The organism is Rhodococcus sp. MS13 (assembly GCF_013277835.1).
GTDB classification, from domain to species: Bacteria; Actinomycetota; Actinomycetes; order Mycobacteriales; family Mycobacteriaceae; genus Rhodococcus_F; species Rhodococcus_F erythropolis.
This window is the reverse complement of the sequence record NZ_VBTL01000007.1, coordinates 470,895-488,635: the sequence shown is the minus strand read 5'-3', so window position 1 is coordinate 488,635 and position 17,741 is coordinate 470,895. Positions and strand designations below refer to the sequence as shown.

The 17,741-nt window shown below is 62.4% G+C and carries 17 protein-coding genes; 15 read left to right on the top strand and 2 right to left on the bottom strand.

Annotated features, from left to right (window positions below; translation table 11 throughout):
• The first annotated feature begins 290 nt into the window (after window positions 1-290).
• From FEZ59_RS16320 to FEZ59_RS16300, 5 genes are all read left to right on the top strand, one after another.
• Entirely contained in the window at window positions 291-1,028 is a 738-nt protein-coding gene (locus FEZ59_RS16320) for a hypothetical protein (RefSeq protein WP_047888131.1), read from the top strand.
• Complete coding sequence (locus FEZ59_RS16315; RefSeq protein WP_258537308.1) at window positions 1,025-1,639, top strand: class F sortase; 615 nt, start codon at window positions 1,025-1,027, stop codon at window positions 1,637-1,639. Before FEZ59_RS16320 ends, FEZ59_RS16315 begins: the two co-directional genes overlap by 4 nt.
• A 93-nt stretch (window positions 1,640-1,732) precedes the next feature.
• Window positions 1,733-2,533: a bifunctional hydroxymethylpyrimidine kinase/phosphomethylpyrimidine kinase gene (gene thiD / locus FEZ59_RS16310; RefSeq protein ID WP_003946192.1), complete on the top strand. Its 801-nt coding sequence runs from the start codon at window positions 1,733-1,735 to the stop codon at window positions 2,531-2,533.
• A gap of 48 nt (window positions 2,534-2,581) precedes the next feature.
• Window positions 2,582-5,065: an aminopeptidase N gene (pepN, locus tag FEZ59_RS16305; RefSeq protein ID WP_141487243.1), complete on the top strand. Its 2,484-nt coding sequence runs from the start codon at window positions 2,582-2,584 to the stop codon at window positions 5,063-5,065.
• A 65-nt stretch (window positions 5,066-5,130) separates the two neighbouring features.
• The gene (locus FEZ59_RS16300; protein ID WP_007731985.1) at window positions 5,131-6,420 is read left to right on the top strand and encodes an alpha/beta hydrolase-fold protein; all 1,290 of its coding nucleotides are present in this window, start codon (window positions 5,131-5,133) and stop codon (window positions 6,418-6,420) included.
• Here FEZ59_RS16300 and FEZ59_RS16295 read toward each other — a convergent pair.
• Both FEZ59_RS16295 and FEZ59_RS16290 read right to left on the bottom strand, forming a co-directional pair.
• Complete coding sequence (locus FEZ59_RS16295) at window positions 6,382-8,649, bottom strand: DUF2254 family protein (protein WP_141487245.1); 2,268 nt, start codon at window positions 8,647-8,649, stop codon at window positions 6,382-6,384. The two genes, FEZ59_RS16300 and FEZ59_RS16295, sit on opposite strands and share 39 nt — an antisense overlap.
• A 4-nt stretch (window positions 8,650-8,653) precedes the next feature.
• The gene (locus FEZ59_RS16290) at window positions 8,654-10,789 is read right to left on the bottom strand and encodes a DUF2156 domain-containing protein (protein ID WP_172932883.1); all 2,136 of its coding nucleotides are present in this window, start codon (window positions 10,787-10,789) and stop codon (window positions 8,654-8,656) included.
• A gap of 139 nt (window positions 10,790-10,928) precedes the next feature.
• Between FEZ59_RS16290 and FEZ59_RS16285 the strand changes: the two genes are divergently transcribed.
• The 10 genes from FEZ59_RS16285 to FEZ59_RS16240 all read left to right on the top strand — a co-directional run bounded on the left by FEZ59_RS16285 (window position 10,929) and on the right by FEZ59_RS16240 (window position 17,611).
• Window positions 10,929-11,543, top strand: a complete 615-nt coding sequence (locus tag FEZ59_RS16285; protein ID WP_019748561.1) for a CoA pyrophosphatase — start codon at window positions 10,929-10,931, stop codon at window positions 11,541-11,543.
• Window positions 11,544-11,652: 109 nt separating this feature from the next.
• A complete protein-coding gene (locus FEZ59_RS16280) occupies window positions 11,653-12,252 on the top strand; it encodes a CDP-alcohol phosphatidyltransferase family protein (RefSeq protein ID WP_020907837.1) in 600 nt (199 codons plus the stop codon).
• Window positions 12,249-13,115, top strand: coding sequence for a DUF881 domain-containing protein (locus FEZ59_RS16275; RefSeq protein WP_019748559.1), 867 nt, complete (start codon window positions 12,249-12,251; stop codon window positions 13,113-13,115). The genes FEZ59_RS16280 and FEZ59_RS16275 overlap by 4 nt, the downstream gene beginning before the upstream one ends.
• Window positions 13,116-13,128: 13 nt before the next feature.
• A complete protein-coding gene (locus FEZ59_RS16270; RefSeq protein WP_003946178.1) occupies window positions 13,129-13,479 on the top strand; it encodes a DUF1290 domain-containing protein in 351 nt (116 codons plus the stop codon).
• A gap of 3 nt (window positions 13,480-13,482) precedes the next feature.
• Window positions 13,483-14,262 carry a DUF881 domain-containing protein gene (locus FEZ59_RS16265; protein ID WP_021344355.1) on the top strand — a complete coding sequence of 260 codons (780 nt, stop codon included), beginning with the start codon at window positions 13,483-13,485 and terminating at the stop codon, window positions 14,260-14,262.
• Window positions 14,263-14,306: 44 nt separating this feature from the next.
• Complete coding sequence (gcvH, locus tag FEZ59_RS16260; RefSeq protein WP_020969688.1) at window positions 14,307-14,711, top strand: glycine cleavage system protein GcvH; 405 nt, start codon at window positions 14,307-14,309, stop codon at window positions 14,709-14,711.
• A gap of 211 nt (window positions 14,712-14,922) precedes the next feature.
• A complete protein-coding gene (garA, locus tag FEZ59_RS16255; protein ID WP_003946166.1) occupies window positions 14,923-15,417 on the top strand; it encodes a glycogen accumulation regulator GarA in 495 nt (164 codons plus the stop codon).
• A complete protein-coding gene (locus tag FEZ59_RS16250; RefSeq protein WP_003946161.1) occupies window positions 15,417-16,154 on the top strand; it encodes a MerR family transcriptional regulator in 738 nt (245 codons plus the stop codon). The genes garA and FEZ59_RS16250 overlap by 1 nt, the downstream gene beginning before the upstream one ends.
• A 93-nt stretch (window positions 16,155-16,247) precedes the next feature.
• Window positions 16,248-16,721, top strand: coding sequence for a bifunctional nuclease family protein (locus FEZ59_RS16245; RefSeq protein WP_003946194.1), 474 nt, complete (start codon window positions 16,248-16,250; stop codon window positions 16,719-16,721).
• Window positions 16,722-17,056: 335 nt separating this feature from the next.
• The gene (locus FEZ59_RS16240; RefSeq protein ID WP_021344354.1) at window positions 17,057-17,611 is read left to right on the top strand and encodes a MerR family transcriptional regulator; all 555 of its coding nucleotides are present in this window, start codon (window positions 17,057-17,059) and stop codon (window positions 17,609-17,611) included.
• Window positions 17,612-17,741: the final 130 nt, after the last annotated feature.

Genomic DNA, 17,741 nt, shown 5'->3' with positions numbered 1-17,741 from the left:
GTTGTACCGATCGTTGTTCCACCGGCCGACTGCCGTGAAACGGAAATGCCGGTCCGGTTCGGTGAGAAATCAGTGCGTTCTGCTCCGATGTACGGGCGAAATGTAACTTCTGGCCCCTGTTGATGCGATGTACCCCTTGCCGGAACGCGTGTGCGGAGGAATTGCTCGTAACCGAAGTTCACAGAAAACAAGAAGAATTCGGCACGGAATTCGACCTATTTGTCCAGCTGTACTGGTATTTTGACTGAATTGACCGGAAGCTACGGTCCGCGGAAAAGAGTAGCGAGAGAATGACGATCTTCGGCAGGCGTTCCGCGGGCATCTCCGCGACGGCCTTCGTCTTGGCAGCTGTTGTATCGACGGCACTTCCCGCGGTGGGGTCGGCAGCACCGGTCGCACTCACTCACGCGTGCACTCCCGAGATCAACGACAATTCGATGTCACTCGATCCGGCAGTGATAGACGGTTGGTACGACATCTCGACTGGTTCACCGGGAACGAAGATCAACTCGATCGAGGCTTGGCGGACAGTGCCGGGAGACATCCTCGAGTTTCGCGCATCGGTGACGATCAGAGCCCACGGAAGTCCCGTCCGAGGGACCCTTCGGATCGACGGCGCCGGCTTGACCGGAGATCAGGATTTGATCTCCAGAATGACGTTGACCCAAGACCTCGGTCGCTCAGGATCGACGGTCACCGATGCCGACGACGGCTCGGTCATTCCGGTTCGTGCCAAGCTCGCATTCGACGTCACAACTCCTGGACAAGTGGCACAGAACCAGACAGTCAACCTCTCGGCAGTCAAGATTGTCTTGGCAGGCGACACCACCGATCCGGGAGGTGAATGCCCCGGCCCCGGCCCCGGCCCGGGCTCCGGCGGCGGCGGGAATGGAAGCGGTGGCGGGAACGTCGGTGGTGACGGTTCCGGTGGGAACGGTGGGGATTCCGGTGACGCACTTCCCGGTCGTGACGTCGGAAACCGAGTACCAATTTCCCAGATTCCGTCCGGCCCGACTTCTCGCCCGTGACAGCGGCACCTGGATCCACGGTCCGTCGAACATGGGCCGCTGCAGTAGTGGCGACAATGCTCTTGATCGGCGGATGTTCCGACGACGGTGACTCGCCGACCCGCGTCCTCGCGACCGGCCAACAAGATTTGCGGCCAGAGATTCGCGCTGTGGTCGACGGTCCGGATGTCCCGACCACGCTTCGCATAGTCGACAGCACCGCTGACGTTCTGTCGATCAAGACGACGACAGACGGCTCGCTCATTCCGCCCGAGGATGTCAGTGAGATCGGATGGTGGGCAGATTCGGCATTCCCGGGTTCGGGCGCGGGCACCGTGGTGATCACCGGACACATCAACGACATCTATCAGGGTGACGGTTTCGGAAAGAAGTTCTCGACACTGGAAATCGGCTCGATCGTGACCGTGGCGGGCGCCGGGGGACAGACCTGGAACTACCGTATCGACGCGGTCGATCACTATGGCAAAGACGGCGAGCTGCCGGTCGAGCGATTGAACAGCCTCGACGGACCGGAAACCCTCGCGCTGATCACCTGCGGCGGCGAGTTCGTCGGTCCACCCTTCGGTTACGAGGACAACGACGTCGCGTGGGGAACTCCGGTGCCCGCATAGCCGAAAACCAGACGTCGGAACGGTTGATAAACTGGGCCCCGCGTTCGTGGCCATCCACGCACGTTTCGAAAGTCCGAAGAAGGAGATTGTGCTGTGGTTGACCTCGCCTATGTCATCGCTGGGTCCGAAGCGACTGGCGGTGCCGGCCTGCAGGTCGACCTGAAGACGTTCCAGGCATTGGACGTCTACGGCGTAGCGACCACCACATGCATCGTCTCGTTCGATCCCAAGAACAACTGGGGTCATCGCTTCGTGCCGATCGCTCCTGACGTGATCGCTGATCAGATCGAGGCTGCCACTGCGGCTCACGATCTGGACGTCGTCAAGATCGGCATGTTGGGCACTCCCGCCACGATCGAGGTTGTGGCAGAGGGTCTGCGTCGGCAGTCCTGGCGCCACGTCGTCCTCGACCCGGTCCTGATCTGCAAGGGCCAGGAGCCCGGCGCGGCTCTCGATACCGATACAGCACTTCGTGATTCGATCCTCCCGCTCGCCACCGTCGTCACACCCAACCTGTTCGAGGCACGCACCCTCGCCGGAATGGACAGTATCGAAAGCGTGGACGACCTCATCGAGGCGGCACGTCGTATCCACGACCTCGGACCCAAGTACGTGCTCGCAAAGGGTGGTGTCGAACTCGCCGGTGGCGACGCCGTCGACGTGTTGTTCGACGGCACCGACGTGACGGTTCTCTCCGCCCCCAAGGTCGGCGAAGAGCGCGTCTCGGGTGCCGGTTGCACGCTGGCCGCCGCGGTGACCGCCGAACTGGCAAAGGGCGCCGACGTGGGAGAAGCCGTCGCTCTGGCCAAGAAGTTCGTCACGGCGGGCATCGAAGGCCGCGTCTCGGCACACACGCCGTTCGACACCGTCTGGCAGGGCGCTTTCAAGGGATAGGCACACTGCGGCTCACATCGCCGCGTGCGGCCTGGCAGGATCGAGTGCGTGAGTACTGCGAACCTGAATCGAAGCGAAGTCGCCGAACGATCTCGAACCATCGACGTCACCGGGTACCGGGTGGAGTTGGATCTGCGATCGGCGGCGGACTCTGCCGCGAAGACCTTTTCGACCGTCACGACAATTGATCTGAAGTCGTCGGCGGAGTCCACGTGGCTCGACTTCATCGGTGCTGCAGTCGATTCCGTAGAGGTCGACGGTGCGTCCATTCCGGTGGAGTACGACGGGTCCCGGATTGTGGTGCGCGGACTCGGCGGATCGAACGTCGTTCGGGTGGCAGCACACGGCCACTACAGCCGTTCCGGCGAAGGGCTGCACCGATTTGTCGACGACGCTGACGATCAGACGTATCTGTACACGCAATACGAGCCCGCCGATGCCAGGCGTGTTTTCGCCTGCTTCGAGCAACCGGACCTCAAGGCGCCCTTCACATTCGAGGTGATAGCACCTGACGGCTGGGAAGTCCTGTCGAATCAGCCCGCGACACGGACTCTCTCCGTCGACGGTGCGCAACGCGTCACTTTCGCGCCGACGCTGCCGATCTCGACTTACATCACCGCGATCGCGGCCGGGCCGTATCACCGCGTGGCCTCGTCGTGGAGTCGCGGCGAACTCACTGTCGAGTTGGGCGCTTTGTGCCGGGCGTCTTTGGCTCCTCATCTCGATGCGGACAATGTTTTCGACATCACCCGTCAGGGGCTGGACTTCTACGCCGAGCACTTCGACTATCCGTATCCGTTCGGCAAGTACGACCAGATCTTCGTCCCCGAGTACAACCTCGGCGCCATGGAGAACCCGGGACTGGTGACCTTCACCGAGGCGTATGTGTTCCGCGGCACCGCAACCGACGAGCAGCATCAGCGTCGCGCCAACACGATCCTGCACGAAATGGCGCACATGTGGTTCGGCGATCTCGTGACCATGGTCTGGTGGGATGACTTGTGGCTCAAGGAATCCTTCGCCGACTTCATGGGATCGCTGGTCAGCGCCGAAGCCACTCGCTTCACCGATGCCTGGGTAGCATTTGCCATCAAGCGAAAGGCGTGGGCGTACCTCCAAGATCAGCTGCCGACCACGCATCCCATCGTCGCCGACATCGTCGATCTCGAAGCTGCAAAGCTGAACTTCGACGGAATCACCTACGCCAAGGGCGCTAGTGTCCTCAAGCAACTCGTGGCTTTCGTCGGCCGTGACGCGTTCTTCGAAGCGGCACGACGGTACTTCAAGGCCCACGCCTTCGGGAACACCACGCTTGTTGATCTGCTCGACGTGCTCGCGGAGACTTCTGGACGTGATGTGCGCGAATGGGCCCGAATCTGGTTGCAGACCACCGGAGTGTCCACGCTGTCGCTCGACGGAACAGACCTGGTCCAGACGGACCCGAGGCCGCACCGGCTCGCAGTCGGAATCTACGACTACAACGAGTCCGGAGATCTTGTTCGCACCGAACGCGTCGAACTCGACATCACCGAATCCCGCACGTCGGTTGACCTTCCGCCCGGAGCGCTCACACTGCTCAACGACGAAGACCTCACCTACGCGAAGGTGCGATTGGACGCGGAATCTCTGTCCACGGTCGAGGCGTCCCTGGACCGCGTGAGCGATCCGCTTGCGCGCGGTGTGATCTGGTCGTCGCTGTGGAACTCGGTGCGCGATGCGCAGCTCTCGGTGTTCCGATACCTCGACATGGTGGAACGATTCGCTCCCGCAGAGACAGATCTTGCGATTCTCAGCGCGATCCTGACCGATGCCCAATACGCGGTTCTTCACTACGTTCCGAAAAGCTTGCGGCCCAATGTCAGTGCGGGCTGGTTGGAAACGACCTGGAAGGCGGTGTTCGAAGCCGAACCGGAGTCCGGAAGACAGCTGGCGTGGGCACGGGCTCTGTCGGCCGCAGCAGCGGTCAACGATGCTCGTGCCGGCGAGCTGCGGTCGATACTCGACGGCACGTGCCCGGGACCGGTCGGACTGGCTCTCGATCCTGATCTGCGGTGGGCATTGTGGATCGCCCTGTCCGCGACCGGGCATGCGAGTGTAAGCGACTTTGACAGTGAGCTGAGCAAGGACAGCACGTCAGCGGGTCGAACGGCGTACGTCCGCGCCGCGGCGTCGATTCCCGATGCCGAGACCAAGGCGGCTGCCTGGGCGTCGGCGACCACCGATGCCTCACTCTCGAACGACCGCCTGGATGCGACGATCGCCGGATTCCGTTCGGGCACGGACCCGTCGTTGATCGAGGGATATGCGGTCGAGTACTTCTCGTCCCTGGGGGAGTGGTGGTCCGAACGCAGCATCGAGATCGCGCGACGGTTGGTGAACGGGCTCTTCCCGGCAGCTGAAGACACCTCTGCTGTCGATTCCTGGATCCAGGCCAATGCGGAGGCGCCCGCGTCGCTGCGGAGGCTTGTTCTCGAGCGTCGGGATCACCTGGCCCGAGACCTACGTGCCCAGGCGTCGAACGCAGTGATCTGACGCCATCAGCTCCGAAATGTCCTGTTCTTGGATATTGTCTAAACAGGGCTGCGACGGGAGACGACGTGCACACGATCACGGATCTGTCGCTGGTCACGGGCCCGGTTCCGCCCGTGGTGACGGTGCTCGGAATTCTGGCACTTCTGTGGCTGATCTTCTCGAGATCGAGGCGTCACGTGCTGATCTCGATTCCGGTCTGCATCGTCGCGGCAATTGCGATCACTCTCGTGCTGTACTGGCTGATCGAGAAGGTGTGGCACCCGTTCCCCGATCCGATTGCCCGTCCGGTCTACGTGTGGATCGGGTTGGGCATTCTCGGCGTGCTGCTGGGTGTTTCGCGGGTCTTTGCGGCGACGCGGATCGACGGCCGCGTGCTCACCGTGGTCTCCGTGCTCCTGGTGGTCGTGTCGAGCGCGGCTCACGTGAATCTGCAGTTCCAGTCGTATCCGACGTTGGGAACAGCGCTGGGACTCTCGGACGCGGAGAAGGTTTCACTCGCCGACCTGGACGACGGCAAGGACGGGGCGGTACCGGTTTCGCAATGGAAGGCTCCAGCGGACATGCCGTCGGCCGGCAAGGTCAGCACGGTCACGATTGCGGGGACGGTCTCCGGATTCAGCGCCCGCGACGCCGAGATCTACCTACCGCCCGCGTATTTCACCAACCCACGACCGGAGTTGCCGGTGTTGGTACTGCTTGCCGGCCAACCAGGCGCGCCCGAGGACTGGCTACAGGGCGGACGTCTCGTCCAGACCATGGATGCCTACGCCGCTGCGCATTCGGGCTTGGCTCCCGTTGTCGTCGTTGCTGACGGGACCGGGTCGGAACTGGCGAATCCGCTCTGCGTCGATTCCCAACTCGGGAACGTCGCAACGTACCTTTCGCGCGATGTCCCCGACTGGGTGCGCGGGAACCTCCAGGTGGATCCCGACCCGAGGAAGTGGGCGATCGGGGGACTTTCCTACGGCGGTACCTGCGCGTTCCAGATGGCAACGAACTTCCCCGCGGTATATCCGACGTTCCTGGATCTGTCCGGTCAGATCGAACCCACCCTCGGTGATCGGAAGCAGACGGTCGATGCAGCGTTCGGCGGTAACGAAGCCGCGTTCGTGGCAGTGAATCCGCAGGATCTGCTCCGGGAGAAGAAGTTCCCCGACAGCGCCGGAGTGTTCGTGGTCGGCAAACAGGACAACGACTACCGCCCAGGTCTTCAAACGCTCTACGAAGCCGCAAAAGCCGCAGGGATGGACGTCCAGTACGCCGAGGTCGACGGAGGACACAGCTTCCAGGTGTGGTCGGCTGGATTGGCGAGTCAATTAGGTTGGCTGGGAACGCGACTCGGCCTGCCCGGATGAACGTTCGTCTGGAAGTTCCGAAGACCCGATGATCAGCGGGTGAATTCTTCCGGTCGCCCCGGCTTCGGAGCCCAATCCCTGCGGATCTGCCACACTCGCGAGCCGAAGGTCGAGTGCGCCGGTCCATTCTCGGGTCAATTGCGCATCGAGTGCGTCGACGCGCTCGAGTAGCGGAGGGTGCTGGTCCGGCGGGCAGGCTTCGAGCAAGGTGGCGAATACCGCGCGTAGACGACGCTGGACCTGCGCGGAATTGGTACTGAAGTGCCGGATCTCGTCGGTGGCGACGGACACGTAATCGGTCCAGGTGCGTTGCTGCCCTCGGATCAGCGTGAGATCCGAGGTTGACGTGTCGAAGCGGACCCGCGGGGCGAGAAGTACCAGAAGATCTTCGATGTGGTCGAGAGCCTGCACGGCTCGGCCCGGGTCGTTGATGGCGGGTGACAGCGCCTTGAGCGCGATGTCCACGATCGACTGAAGCGCTGCACCGGGGCTGACGACCGGGCTGTGCGTGTCACCGAAGATCAAGCACGACATCAAGGTGTCAGGACGTACCTTCAGCGACGGTCCGCGTACCTCGAAGAGGGGCGCGTTCTGGGCGACGAACTCGCCGATGCTGGGGACGACCTCGACCGAGACGTCCCAGCGGCTCGCCAACCGCTGCAGTCGTGCGAGATCGATCGCCAGCAGAATCCGGCCGTCGGGTGAGAGGTGGCGCAGGCGAATCACCAGTGCGTCGGCGCTCTCGGAGGTTTCGGACTCGCGCGGTTGGGGGAGTGGGAGCGGCTGACTGGGTTTCGGTGCGCCGGAAGGTAAGTCCTCGTACAGCGGATAGGCACGAATCGTCGCGCTGCGACCTTGGGCCGCTATCCAACGCAGCAACCGACTGGAATTGAGAATCGACCCGACCTTCGCCACCAACGCGATGAACAGGATCGCACTGGCCAATGCCAGAAGCAGTGCGATCGCCGTGGAGATGGTCGGTGAGGAATTCTCCGAATCGAGCGCCAGATCGAGCGCAATGATCAAGGAGAAGACGAACGTGGCCAGAAACATGCCGATCGACCACCGCATCACTCGCTGTTGCGCAAGCATCGGGACCACCCGCACCGAAATCTGCGATGCGCCGAACTGCATTGCGAGGGTGATGGCGGTGAACACCAGACCGGTGAGAGTGATCATCCCGCCGGCGATGACGCTGAGCAGCGTTGCGGTGGCACCGGCGTCCACGCCCTCGGAAATGGTACCGACGTCGCCGTCGCTCACCAGGTCTCCGTCGATCCCGACGAGGATGTTCGCGGTGACGACGGACAGCACGACGAGGATCACGGGGAGGCGCCAGACCGGGACTGTTCGTAATCGTCGGCGAGTTCGGCGCCAGCGAATTCTGTCCGAAAGCCGCCGTGTTAGTCCGACTTTCGTCGTAGGCGTCGTGGTGTCGACGACGGGGAGTGGTGGTGGGGTCGGAGGAGTGGAACCGAAACTTCCTGACACCGTTTCCTGAACGTAGATCTTCGCGTGGATCATCGGCTCGCGATACCGCTGCTCACGGGCGACTGCCCGGCTCATCTTCGCGGGCTTGTCGCGGTAACGCGAACGCGCCCACGGCGCACCCGGGCGACTCAACCGAATTGCTCCGACCAACAGAAGCGGGGTGAAGAACAGTCCGATCAAGCCGGTCCAGAGTTTGCCCTTCATCAACGTGATCACGGCGAGTCCGAGTTGGATCACGATCGCGACGACAACGCCGATCAACGTCGCCAGGCTACGGTCCTGCTCATACGGGTCGAACTCTCCCGCGAACCCGATCGGGTGGACTCCGAGAAGGAAAAGGAACGAGATCGCGATGGCAACGAACACCGCGTCGATGGACGAGCGCCCCTCCTCGGCCCAGTAGACGTCGCGCAGATGTAGCACGAGTGCGTACTCGTCGAGGACCAGCGCGCTGCCGATACCGAACACCGACGCAAGAACACAGTTGGCGATCGGGGTGTGATAGTCGGCCAGAGCGATGAAGGCAAAGCCGGACACGAGCATCATCATCAAACCGAAAACCATGTGGTGGATGTGCATTCCACCGGGCGTGACATTGCCTGGCCACCACGAGACCTCAGCTCGGATCATTCGAACGCTGAACCGAATGAACAGGAACGTCAGGACAAAGGCGAGCAGAAGGAAGAACAGCGGGAGTCTGCCGGTGTCGACGACCGTGTGCTCGAACCAGGACCGCACGGCGTCAGCTCTTGCTGGTGGCGAGCTTGATCAGCTGAGGAGCCGTCGCGTCCGGAAGGTAAGCACGCGTGAGCGCGATTCCGATTCGAGGCAGGTCGGCCTCGTCGCGGAAACACAGGAAAACGGGTTCGTATCTCGGCTTGAACTTCTTCTTGAACGCGTGAAGAGACCGGAAGCCGTAGAGCGGTTCCATCGCGGCTCCGAGCATGTCGAGCAGGCGGTCCATCGATGCGGCGTCGGCGCCGTCGTCGCTGCGGGCCAGTGGCGCGCCGGACAGTGAGACGAATTGGGCACCTTGTTCTTTGAATTCGAGGGCCGACGATGCGATGAGGAACTCGACCACCGGCCGGAAGCCGTCCGGGCGTCGACGCATGACGTCGAGCGTCCAACCCCGGACAACGCCGCCTTCGCCGTACACCGGCAACCACGAGGTGACGCCGTGAATACTTCCCGTCGGGTCGACGGCCAAACCGACCCGGACGTCGCGATCGAGCGCCTCTTCGACGCTGCCGAGGGTGAACCCCATCTCGGGTAGTCCCTTGTCGCCCACCCATTCCTCGGATATAGCGCGCACCTGAGCCAATACGGAGAACGGTTCGTCTGCCAGTGTTGTCATCCGGAAGGTGATGTCGTCCTTCTTGGCCTTGTTGAGTGCCGAACGGATGTCCTGCCAGGACTTTCCGGTGAACTGCAATTCCGGCAGGTCGACGATCGTGTCCTCGGCGACCTGAACGGTGCGCCACCCCCGCCGGGTGGCGGCATCGGCTGTTTCCTTTCCTACGGAGAACAAGCAGGGAGTGAGGCCGTTGGCTTCGGACATCGTCGTGAACTCGTCGACCGCCGCGGCAAGTCGCTCGGGGCTCGCTATCGGATCGGCCAGCACCACGACGACACCGACATGCCGTTGGAATGCAACGACGCTCTCACCCGACTCGCCGAAGTAGTAACTGTTGCCGTCCCACGTCGTCATCCACGACATGGTTCCGCCGCCGTGCTGTTTGAGCAGTTCCCGAGCGGCGGCGCGAGGATCGTTCCCGGACAGCGGTCCGCCTCGAATCTTGCGCCGCATCGGCACGTGGAAAGCGTGACGGCCCTTGATCAGCAAGATGAGTTCGAGAAGCCAGAGCAGCGCGGTACCGACCGTGACGGCTCCGGCGCTTTCGTAGTCGAAGAAGATGACCGAACCGAGGACGAGGGCGGTGGTCAAGACCGTCAGAGAGCCGAACACCACGGCAACCCACCAGGCCCAGCGGCGACCTCGTCGCAACTGATCCGCGATCAGTGCAACGATGATCACGTCGACCAATGCGGTCCAGCCCGAACCGGTTTCGGCTTCCGTCGGCCCGAAGGGTCCACTGCCGGGGAACAACCACACGGCGATCTCGACCACTCCGATCAGGAGCAGGCCGATGAATCCGAGCAGACGGATCTCGCGTCGGGTTCGGGGGATGAAGCCGCGCTCTCCGTCGCCGAAGAACTTTTCGCCGACCGGGAGGAAGATCGCGACCGCGATGAGGTGCTGTACGTCGGCGAGGCGACCTTCGAAGAGAAAGGCGATCGCGATGTACGCGCACAGGATGGCGCGCACTCGCATTCGCCAAGGCGAGCGCAGAGTTGCGGTGGTCGCGGCGAGTGCGGCGATGATGGCGGTGGTGACACCGACGTCGCGGTGGGTGGCGAGGTTGCGAGCCCAATCCCAATCGGTGTGGCTGCCCGCCCAGAGGAGGAGCGATGCACCCAGTTCGCCCGCCAACTGACCGCTGATCGTGACGATGGCCGCGTTCTTGGTTCCCAGGCGCCACTCGCACCAGCCGACCGCGAAGGCAAAAACGACGATGATCGAAACATACTGACCCGGCGTCAAGCCGAAGAACCAACCCGTGACGAGGGTCCACCACTTACCTTCCTGCAAGGCAGGGACTCCGTAGGCGATGTCGTCGAACCACGAGTAGGTACGGACGTGATTCCACAAGGCGCCGGTCGCGATCCCGACGATGGTGATGGTGAGCACGACGATCGAGGTGAACGGCACGCGCCGCAGGACGCTCAGCGCGTCGGAGGCAAAGCGAGAGGCCCGGTTCGGCGCGCCCGGCGCGCTCTGGTCGGTCTGCGGGGTGGGGGTCTGGGACTGCTCAGCCATCGAGGTTCTCTTCTCGCCATACCGCACGGTGGATTCTGCCTGTTCAGCATGACAGGAATACAGACCGATAATCAGGCGAAGCGGTCAAAATGGACCAGACTGACTGGGGGTCTCAGTCTCGTGGCGCTACTGTCGAGCCATGGTGAACGGAGATTTACTGAATCGGGACCACCTGGTCGCCTCACTTGCCGCTTTCGAACCTCGGTCGGTCGAATTGGACGGAAGGCGCTCGGCGTCGGTGGTCATCGTCGTCATGCGGAGTGCGGACGGAACACCCGTGTTCCCGGTGACGAAGCGGCCGAGCAAGATGCGCGCTCACCCCGGTCAGTTCGCGTTGCCAGGCGGAAGCGTCGACCCGGGTGAGTCTTCCGAACAAGCAGCGGTTCGGGAGCTGTCCGAAGAGTTGGGCGTCGACGTCCCTGAGTCGAACATCATCGGCCGGCTCGACGACTACGTCACCCGTTCGGGATTTGTGATCCGACCGTTCGTCGTCTGGTCCGGTGAGGACATCGGGGGACTGGTACCCAATCCCGACGAGGTGGCCCAGGTGTATGCCGTGACGTCGGAGGAGCTCGACGTGGACTCGCGATTCGTCACCATCGAGGAATCACCGAACCCGGTGATCCAATGGCCTTTCCGAACGAGCCTGATCCATGCGCCGACCGGAGCCGTCATCTATCAGTTCCGCGAAGTGCTGAACGGACGGAACACGCGCATCGACAACCTCGAGCAGCCGGTGTTCGCCTGGCGATAAGGTCGGCTCGACACGCTCGGGACAGTTCGGGCTACGGCGCCTCGGCGAATAGTCCGTCGTGCTGTGGAAAGCTGGCCGCACGGCAATCGAAAGACGCGAGGTGTGTGCAGTGAACTCTGGCGAACAAGAACTGGTCCCCACGGATCGGATTCTCACTGTTCCCAACGTGCTCAGTATCGTGCGTCTACTCGCTCTGCCGCTGTTCGCCTACCTGCTGCTCGTCACGCACTCGGACGGCTGGGCATTGGCGCTGCTGATGCTCAGCGGGTTCACCGACTGGCTCGACGGCAAGTTGGCCAGGGTGCTCGGGCAGACCTCGCGTCTGGGAGCGCTTCTCGACCCGTTGGTCGATCGCCTGTACGTCGTGACGACACTGGTCACCTTCGTTGCCCGCGATTTCATTCCCTGGTGGGTCGCGGCGATTTTGATCGGCCGTGATCTTCTACTCGCGTTGACGCTGCCGATCTACCGCCGGCGTGGACTGCCACCGCCCGAGGTCATCTACCTCGGCAAGGCCGCGACCTTCCTGCTCATGTTCGCTCTGCCCTTGATTCTTGCCGGACACGGAGACTGGGCCATCGGACCGTTCACCCATGCCTTCGGTTTCGCTTTCCTGATCTGGGGAACCGTCCTGTACGTGTGGACTGCTGCGATCTACGTGCTCAAAGCCGTTGACGTTGCGCGAACGCACGAGGTCGTGCGCCGATGAAGTCGACCGGGGAGGACGTCCGTCGTAACCCGGTACCGTCGCTGCTTCGGTCGCTCATGACCGAACATCTCGATCCGGGCTACGAAGCGACGGCATTCGAACGCCAACACGAGCACACGACGAACAGATCCTCGAAGACGGGGCCGTGGCTGGCCCTCGGTGCACTGTTGATCGGGTTCATCGTCACGGTCTCTGCAGTTCAGGCCACCAAGCAGGTGACCGGCACCGAGGAGGTTCGAAGCGAGTTGGTCGCCAAGGTCCGTGACGCGGAGGATCGAATCGATTCGCTGGCCGCGTCCCGCGATTCACTCGGCGGCGACGTCGACGCCGCCCGTGGCTTGGCGCTCGAAGGCGATGCCAGAGGCAGCGCGGTCCTCGATCAATTGCGAGCGGTCGAATCCGGCGCAGGAGCCGAAGCTGTTCACGGGGAGGGGCTGGTGGTGACGTTGACGGACCCGGCCGGGCGCCCGAACCTCTCGGATGCGTCCCAGCGCAGCGTCGGCGGTAAGACAGTTGTCCTCGATCGCGATCTGCAGACCGTCGTCAACGCCCTGTGGGCTGGCGGAGCGGAGGCAATCGCCGTCGGCGGCGTGCGAATCGGGCCGACGGTGACCATCCGTCAGGCCGGCGGCGCGATGCTCGTCGACAACCAACCTGTCTTCTCGCCGTACCGCGTCGAGGCGATCGGCGACACGCGCGCGCTGCAGCGAGAGTTCGTCGTCAGCGACGCCTACGTGAGAATGTCGAGCGTCTCGCAACTGTACGGAGTCGGTTTCGCAGTGGCCGAGGACGACTCGTTGACACTGCCACCCGCGACGCCTCGTGCGGTCCGGGTGGCAACAGAACCCACAGAACCCAAGTGACAGAAGGAGTTCGATGAAGGCCGGTTCCGCCCTGTACGGACTCGCAGCACTGGTCGTCGGCATCGTCTTGGGCGTCGTTTTCAGCCCGCAGGTCCCCGACGTCATCCAGCCCTATCTTCCGATCGCTGTCGTTGCGGCACTCGACGCCGTCTTCGGCGGACTACGCGCGTATCTGGACGAGATATTCGACGCAAAGGTGTTCGTGGTCTCCTTCGTCTTCAACGTGCTCGTCGCGTCGTTGATCGTCTGGCTCGGCGATCAGTTGGGTGTGGGTACTCAACTCTCGACGGCAATCGTCGTCGTGCTGGGTATCCGGATCTTCGGCAACGCAGCGGCATTGCGACGACGACTGTTCGGAGCGTGAGCCATGTCCGACCACGCCACGACTGACCCCGAAGAACCGCCAGTGACGACTACGGGTGAAGGTCGTCACGAGTTGCGTTCGCCGTCGAAACATCGCACGAACGTCGTGTTCGCGATCCTCGCCGCCGTGCTCCTGGGTGTGCTCGGCGTCGCGATTGCCACACAGGTACGCAGCACCGTGGCCGGAGATTCACTCGACGCCGCGCGCCCTGCCGACCTCCTGGTGGTTCTCGACAACTTGAATCGGCGTGAAGCCGCGCTGAGGCAGGAAGTCGCGAATCTTCAGGAATCGCTTGCCACTTTGGAAGCCGGCGGCAACACCGGAGCAGCGCTCGACGAGGCGCGGGCGCGGCTGACCTCGCTCTCCATTCAGGTGGGGACCGCTCCTGCTACCGGACCGGGTGTGACGATGACCCTGACGGATCCAGCAGGGGGCGTCGGCTCCGAAGTGATTCTCGATCTCATCCAGGAACTACGTGCTGCCGGTGCCGAAGCCATCTCGATCGCAGGTGCGAACGGCGAACCCATTCGTATCGGCGTGAACTCGTGGGTGAGTGGGCGCGGCGGCGAGATCGAATTGGACGGAACCCGGATCGAGCAGCCGTACACTGTGACCGCGATCGGGGATCCACCGACGTTGGCAGCAGCGTTGAACATTCCCGGAGGCGTTTTCGACAACGTCGCACGCAACGGCGGAACTTCCTCAGTCGACCAATCGCAGCAGGTCACGATCTCCGTCTTGCGACAATTGAATCCGCGCCAATACGCTCAACCCGGAAATTGATCTTTTGCGTCCGACTTTCGGACGGCCTGTGAAAGGAAGCCACTGTGAGTGAGCTCGATACACCTACCGATCTGCGCTACACCGCGGAGCACGAGTGGGTGAAGCGGACCGGCCCGACCTCAGTTCGAGTCGGTATCACCGACTTTGCTCAGTCGCAGCTCGGTGACGTCGTGTTCGTCCAGCTTCCTGCTGTCGACGAAGACGTGACCGCCGGTGAATCGCTCGGTGAGGTCGAGTCGACCAAGAGCGTCTCCGACATCTTTGCTCCGTTCACTGCGAAAGTTCTTGCAGCCAACGGTGAATTGGACGGACAGCCTGACCTCGTCAACACCGATCCGTACAACACGGGTTGGTTGGTCGAGCTCGAGGTCGTCGACGAGGCCACACTCGACGCCGCACTCGCGGCAACGCTGGACGCGGAGGCATACAAGGGACTCACGTCCGAGTAGAAAACCTGCGCGTGGACCGGCCAACTCGTGTTGTGTCGCGGCCTGTCTCGCTGCACGCGGCGGTCTGCGCAGGGTACGGTCGTTAGGTACGCATGTGCCGAGTCGGGGCGCAGGGCCGTATCGAACGTGACTGTGAAAGATGCTCGTGAAGAAAGTGCACTGCGTAGTCCAGTGATTCATGATCTGGATGATTGACCCAGGAGGAGAAACAGTGAGCGAGAACGGTAACGACGCGGGCTATGGGGAGTCGCCGGCGGAGACCACTTCGGTTTTCCGTGCGGACTTCCTCAATGAGCTCGACAACACCTCCTCTGCAGCACCGGCCGCCGAGCAGCCGGTTTCGGGCGTGGAAGGCCTTCCCGCCGGAGCCGCCCTTCTGGTGGTCAAGCGGGGACCGAATGCAGGATCCCGCTTTTTGCTCGATCAGCCGACGACGTCGGCAGGTCGGCACCCGGACAGCGACATCTTCCTCGACGACGTGACCGTCAGCCGTCGTCACGCCGAGTTCCGTCAGGAAGATGCGGATTTCCACGTCGTCGACGTCGGAAGCCTCAACGGCACCTACGTCAACCGTGAGCCTGTCGATTCGGCAGTTCTCGCGAACGGTGACGAGGTTCAGATCGGCAAGTTCCGTCTGGTGTTCCTCACCGGCCCTCGTGCCGGCGGTTCGCAGGTCGGCGAGTCGTCAGCAGGTGCGGGTAGCTAATGACGGCAGTGCGGCAGCAGAGCCAGCCCGGAATGTCGATTGGTTCCGTGCTGGATCGGTTGCGTCCAGATTTTCCCGACGTGACGATTTCGAAGATCCGTTTCCTCGAGTCCGAGGGTTTGATCAGCCCACAACGGACACCGTCGGGATACCGCAGATTCTCTGTCGAGGACTGCGAGCGTCTTCGCTTCGTGCTGACCGCTCAACGTGATCAGTACCTGCCGCTCAAAGTGATCAAAGAACAACTCGAAGCGATCGACAGCGGCGCAGCGACGGTGAGTGCAGAAGTTCCTGCGCCTCGTCGTGCTCGCGTCCTGTCGATCGCTACGGGCGATGTCTCACCCGAGGCTTTCCGGGTCGATCGCGAAGTTCGAGTCGGTCGTCAGGACCTTCTCGCTCGCGCCGACATCGACGATCGGTTTCTGACCGATCTGATCCGTACCGGTTTGGTCGTTCCCGGCGCAGCGGGCTTCTTCGACGAGGACGCCGTGACGCTGGCGCGCACCGCGAAGGCGATGTCCGAGTACGGCTTGGAGGTTCGTCATCTGCGGGCGTTCAAGTTGGCTGCTGATCGTGAAGCGGGACTCGTGACCCAGATCGCCGGACCGGTTGCCAAGGGTCGTGACGCCGGAGCACGTGATCGTGCCGAGGAAATGGTCCGGGAACTGGCTGCGCTGTCGCTGACTTTGCACACATGTCTGGTCAAGTCGGCGGTTCGGGGAAGTCTCGATCGCTGAGTTCCTCGATCAGCGGGGCACACTCGAATAGAATTTCAGTACGACCGCATCGGAGTCGGTCGGCTGGATCACGTCAGGTTGGAGGCAAGCTCGATGGGCGAAATGCGTGTGATCGGAGTTCGTGTCGAGCAGCCTCAGAATCAGCCGGTCCTGTTGCTGCGAGAGTCCGACGGCGATCGGTACCTGCCGATCTGGATCGGGCAAACCGAAGCTACCGCGATTGTTCTCGAACAACAGGGAGTCGAGCCGGCGCGGCCGCTGACTCACGACCTGATCAAGATCTTGATCGAATCATTCGGTCGGAGCCTCAAGGAAGTGCGGATCGTGGACCTGCAAGAGGGCACTTTCTACGCGGATCTCGTCTTCGACGAGCAGACCACCGTCTCGGCACGTCCGTCGGACTCGATTGCATTGGCCCTGCGCATCGGCGTTCCGATCTTCGCGTCGGAGGCTGTTCTCGCCGAGGCCGGTCTGGTCATTCCTGACGAGCGCGAAGACGAGGTCGAGAAGTTCAAGGAATTCCTTGACACCATCTCGCCGGACGACTTCAAAGCCACTGACGGTTAGTCCTGTTTGTCCGTAATCAGGCTTTAGTCTTCAACTCTCAAGTAGAGGTTGAGTCTCGGTCGGCGTGTTGCGTTGACCGAGCACCCTCGTGGTCTTACCGTTGCGTGCGGTGGAGATCTTCTCGCCTTGTCGATCGAGGCGTACTCTGGGTAAGTCCACTCATGGAATTACCTGCCTTGGATTCACATCTGAAAGTTCGGTCGGCACGGGATTCTCGTGACTGCTGATAGCACAGGTTGGTTACATGATGGCGAAGCGAGAGGGAGACGGCAGTGGAAGAACAGTCGAATGAGCGCGGAACGGGCATAGCCGATAGTGCCGAGCCGACTGCAGAAATGTCTTCCGAAGAGCTGCAGCCAGGCCTGTTCCCGGACGATTCCATCCCCGACGACCTCGTCGGATATCGAGTACCCAGTGCGTGCCAGATCGCCGGGATCACGTACCGCCAACTCGACTACTGGGCACGGACGTCGTTGGTTGTTCCGTCAATCCGTGGCGCTGCCGGATCCGGTAGCCAACGTCTGTACTCCTTCAAGGACATCCTCGTTCTGAAGATCGTGAAGCGTCTGCTCGACACCGGCATCTCACTGCAGAACATCCGCGTTGCCGTCGATCACCTCCGTAAGCGTGGCGTCCGCGATCTTGCCAACATCACCCTGTTCTCCGACGGCACCACCGTGTACGAATGCACGTCTCCCGAAGAGGTCGTCGACCTCCTCCAGGGTGGGCAGGGTGTATTCGGCATCGCAGTCAGTGGAGCGATGCGTGAACTCACCGGAACGATCGCCGACTTCCCAGCCGAGCGGGCTGACGGCGGCGAAAGCGATCCCAACCCGGAAGACGAGTTGGCTTCGCGACGCAAGAATCGCGCCAGCCGCAAAACCGGATAACGCACGTCACATCTCTTTGGAGGATGCCACGGTGCAGGTAGGCGTTTCGGTCAACTAGACTGGGCCTGCGTCGCCGGCGTACGGGAGAGCCTCGGATACCGATTCACCGAACTTGTCTTTGTTTCAGTCT

What these genes read in the sequence shown, in the direction of transcription:
- FEZ59_RS16275 (WP_019748559.1), top strand. Translation starts at nt 12,249, where the DNA reads ATGAAGTCGACCGGGGAGGACGTCCGTCGTAACCCGGTACCGTCGCTG.
- FEZ59_RS16320 (WP_047888131.1), top strand. Translation starts at nt 291, where the DNA reads ATGACGATCTTCGGCAGGCGTTCCGCGGGCATCTCCGCGACGGCCTTC.
- FEZ59_RS16245 (WP_003946194.1), top strand. Translation starts at nt 16,248, where the DNA reads ATGGGCGAAATGCGTGTGATCGGAGTTCGTGTCGAGCAGCCTCAGAAT.
- FEZ59_RS16250 (WP_003946161.1), top strand. Translation starts at nt 15,417, where the DNA reads ATGACGGCAGTGCGGCAGCAGAGCCAGCCCGGAATGTCGATTGGTTCC.
- FEZ59_RS16285 (WP_019748561.1), top strand. Translation starts at nt 10,929, where the DNA reads ATGGTGAACGGAGATTTACTGAATCGGGACCACCTGGTCGCCTCACTT.
- FEZ59_RS16240 (WP_021344354.1), top strand. Translation starts at nt 17,057, where the DNA reads ATGTCTTCCGAAGAGCTGCAGCCAGGCCTGTTCCCGGACGATTCCATC.
- FEZ59_RS16290 (WP_172932883.1), bottom strand. Translation starts at nt 10,789, where the DNA reads ATGGCTGAGCAGTCCCAGACCCCCACCCCGCAGACCGACCAGAGCGCG.
- FEZ59_RS16270 (WP_003946178.1), top strand. Translation starts at nt 13,129, where the DNA reads ATGAAGGCCGGTTCCGCCCTGTACGGACTCGCAGCACTGGTCGTCGGC.
- FEZ59_RS16265 (WP_021344355.1), top strand. Translation starts at nt 13,483, where the DNA reads ATGTCCGACCACGCCACGACTGACCCCGAAGAACCGCCAGTGACGACT.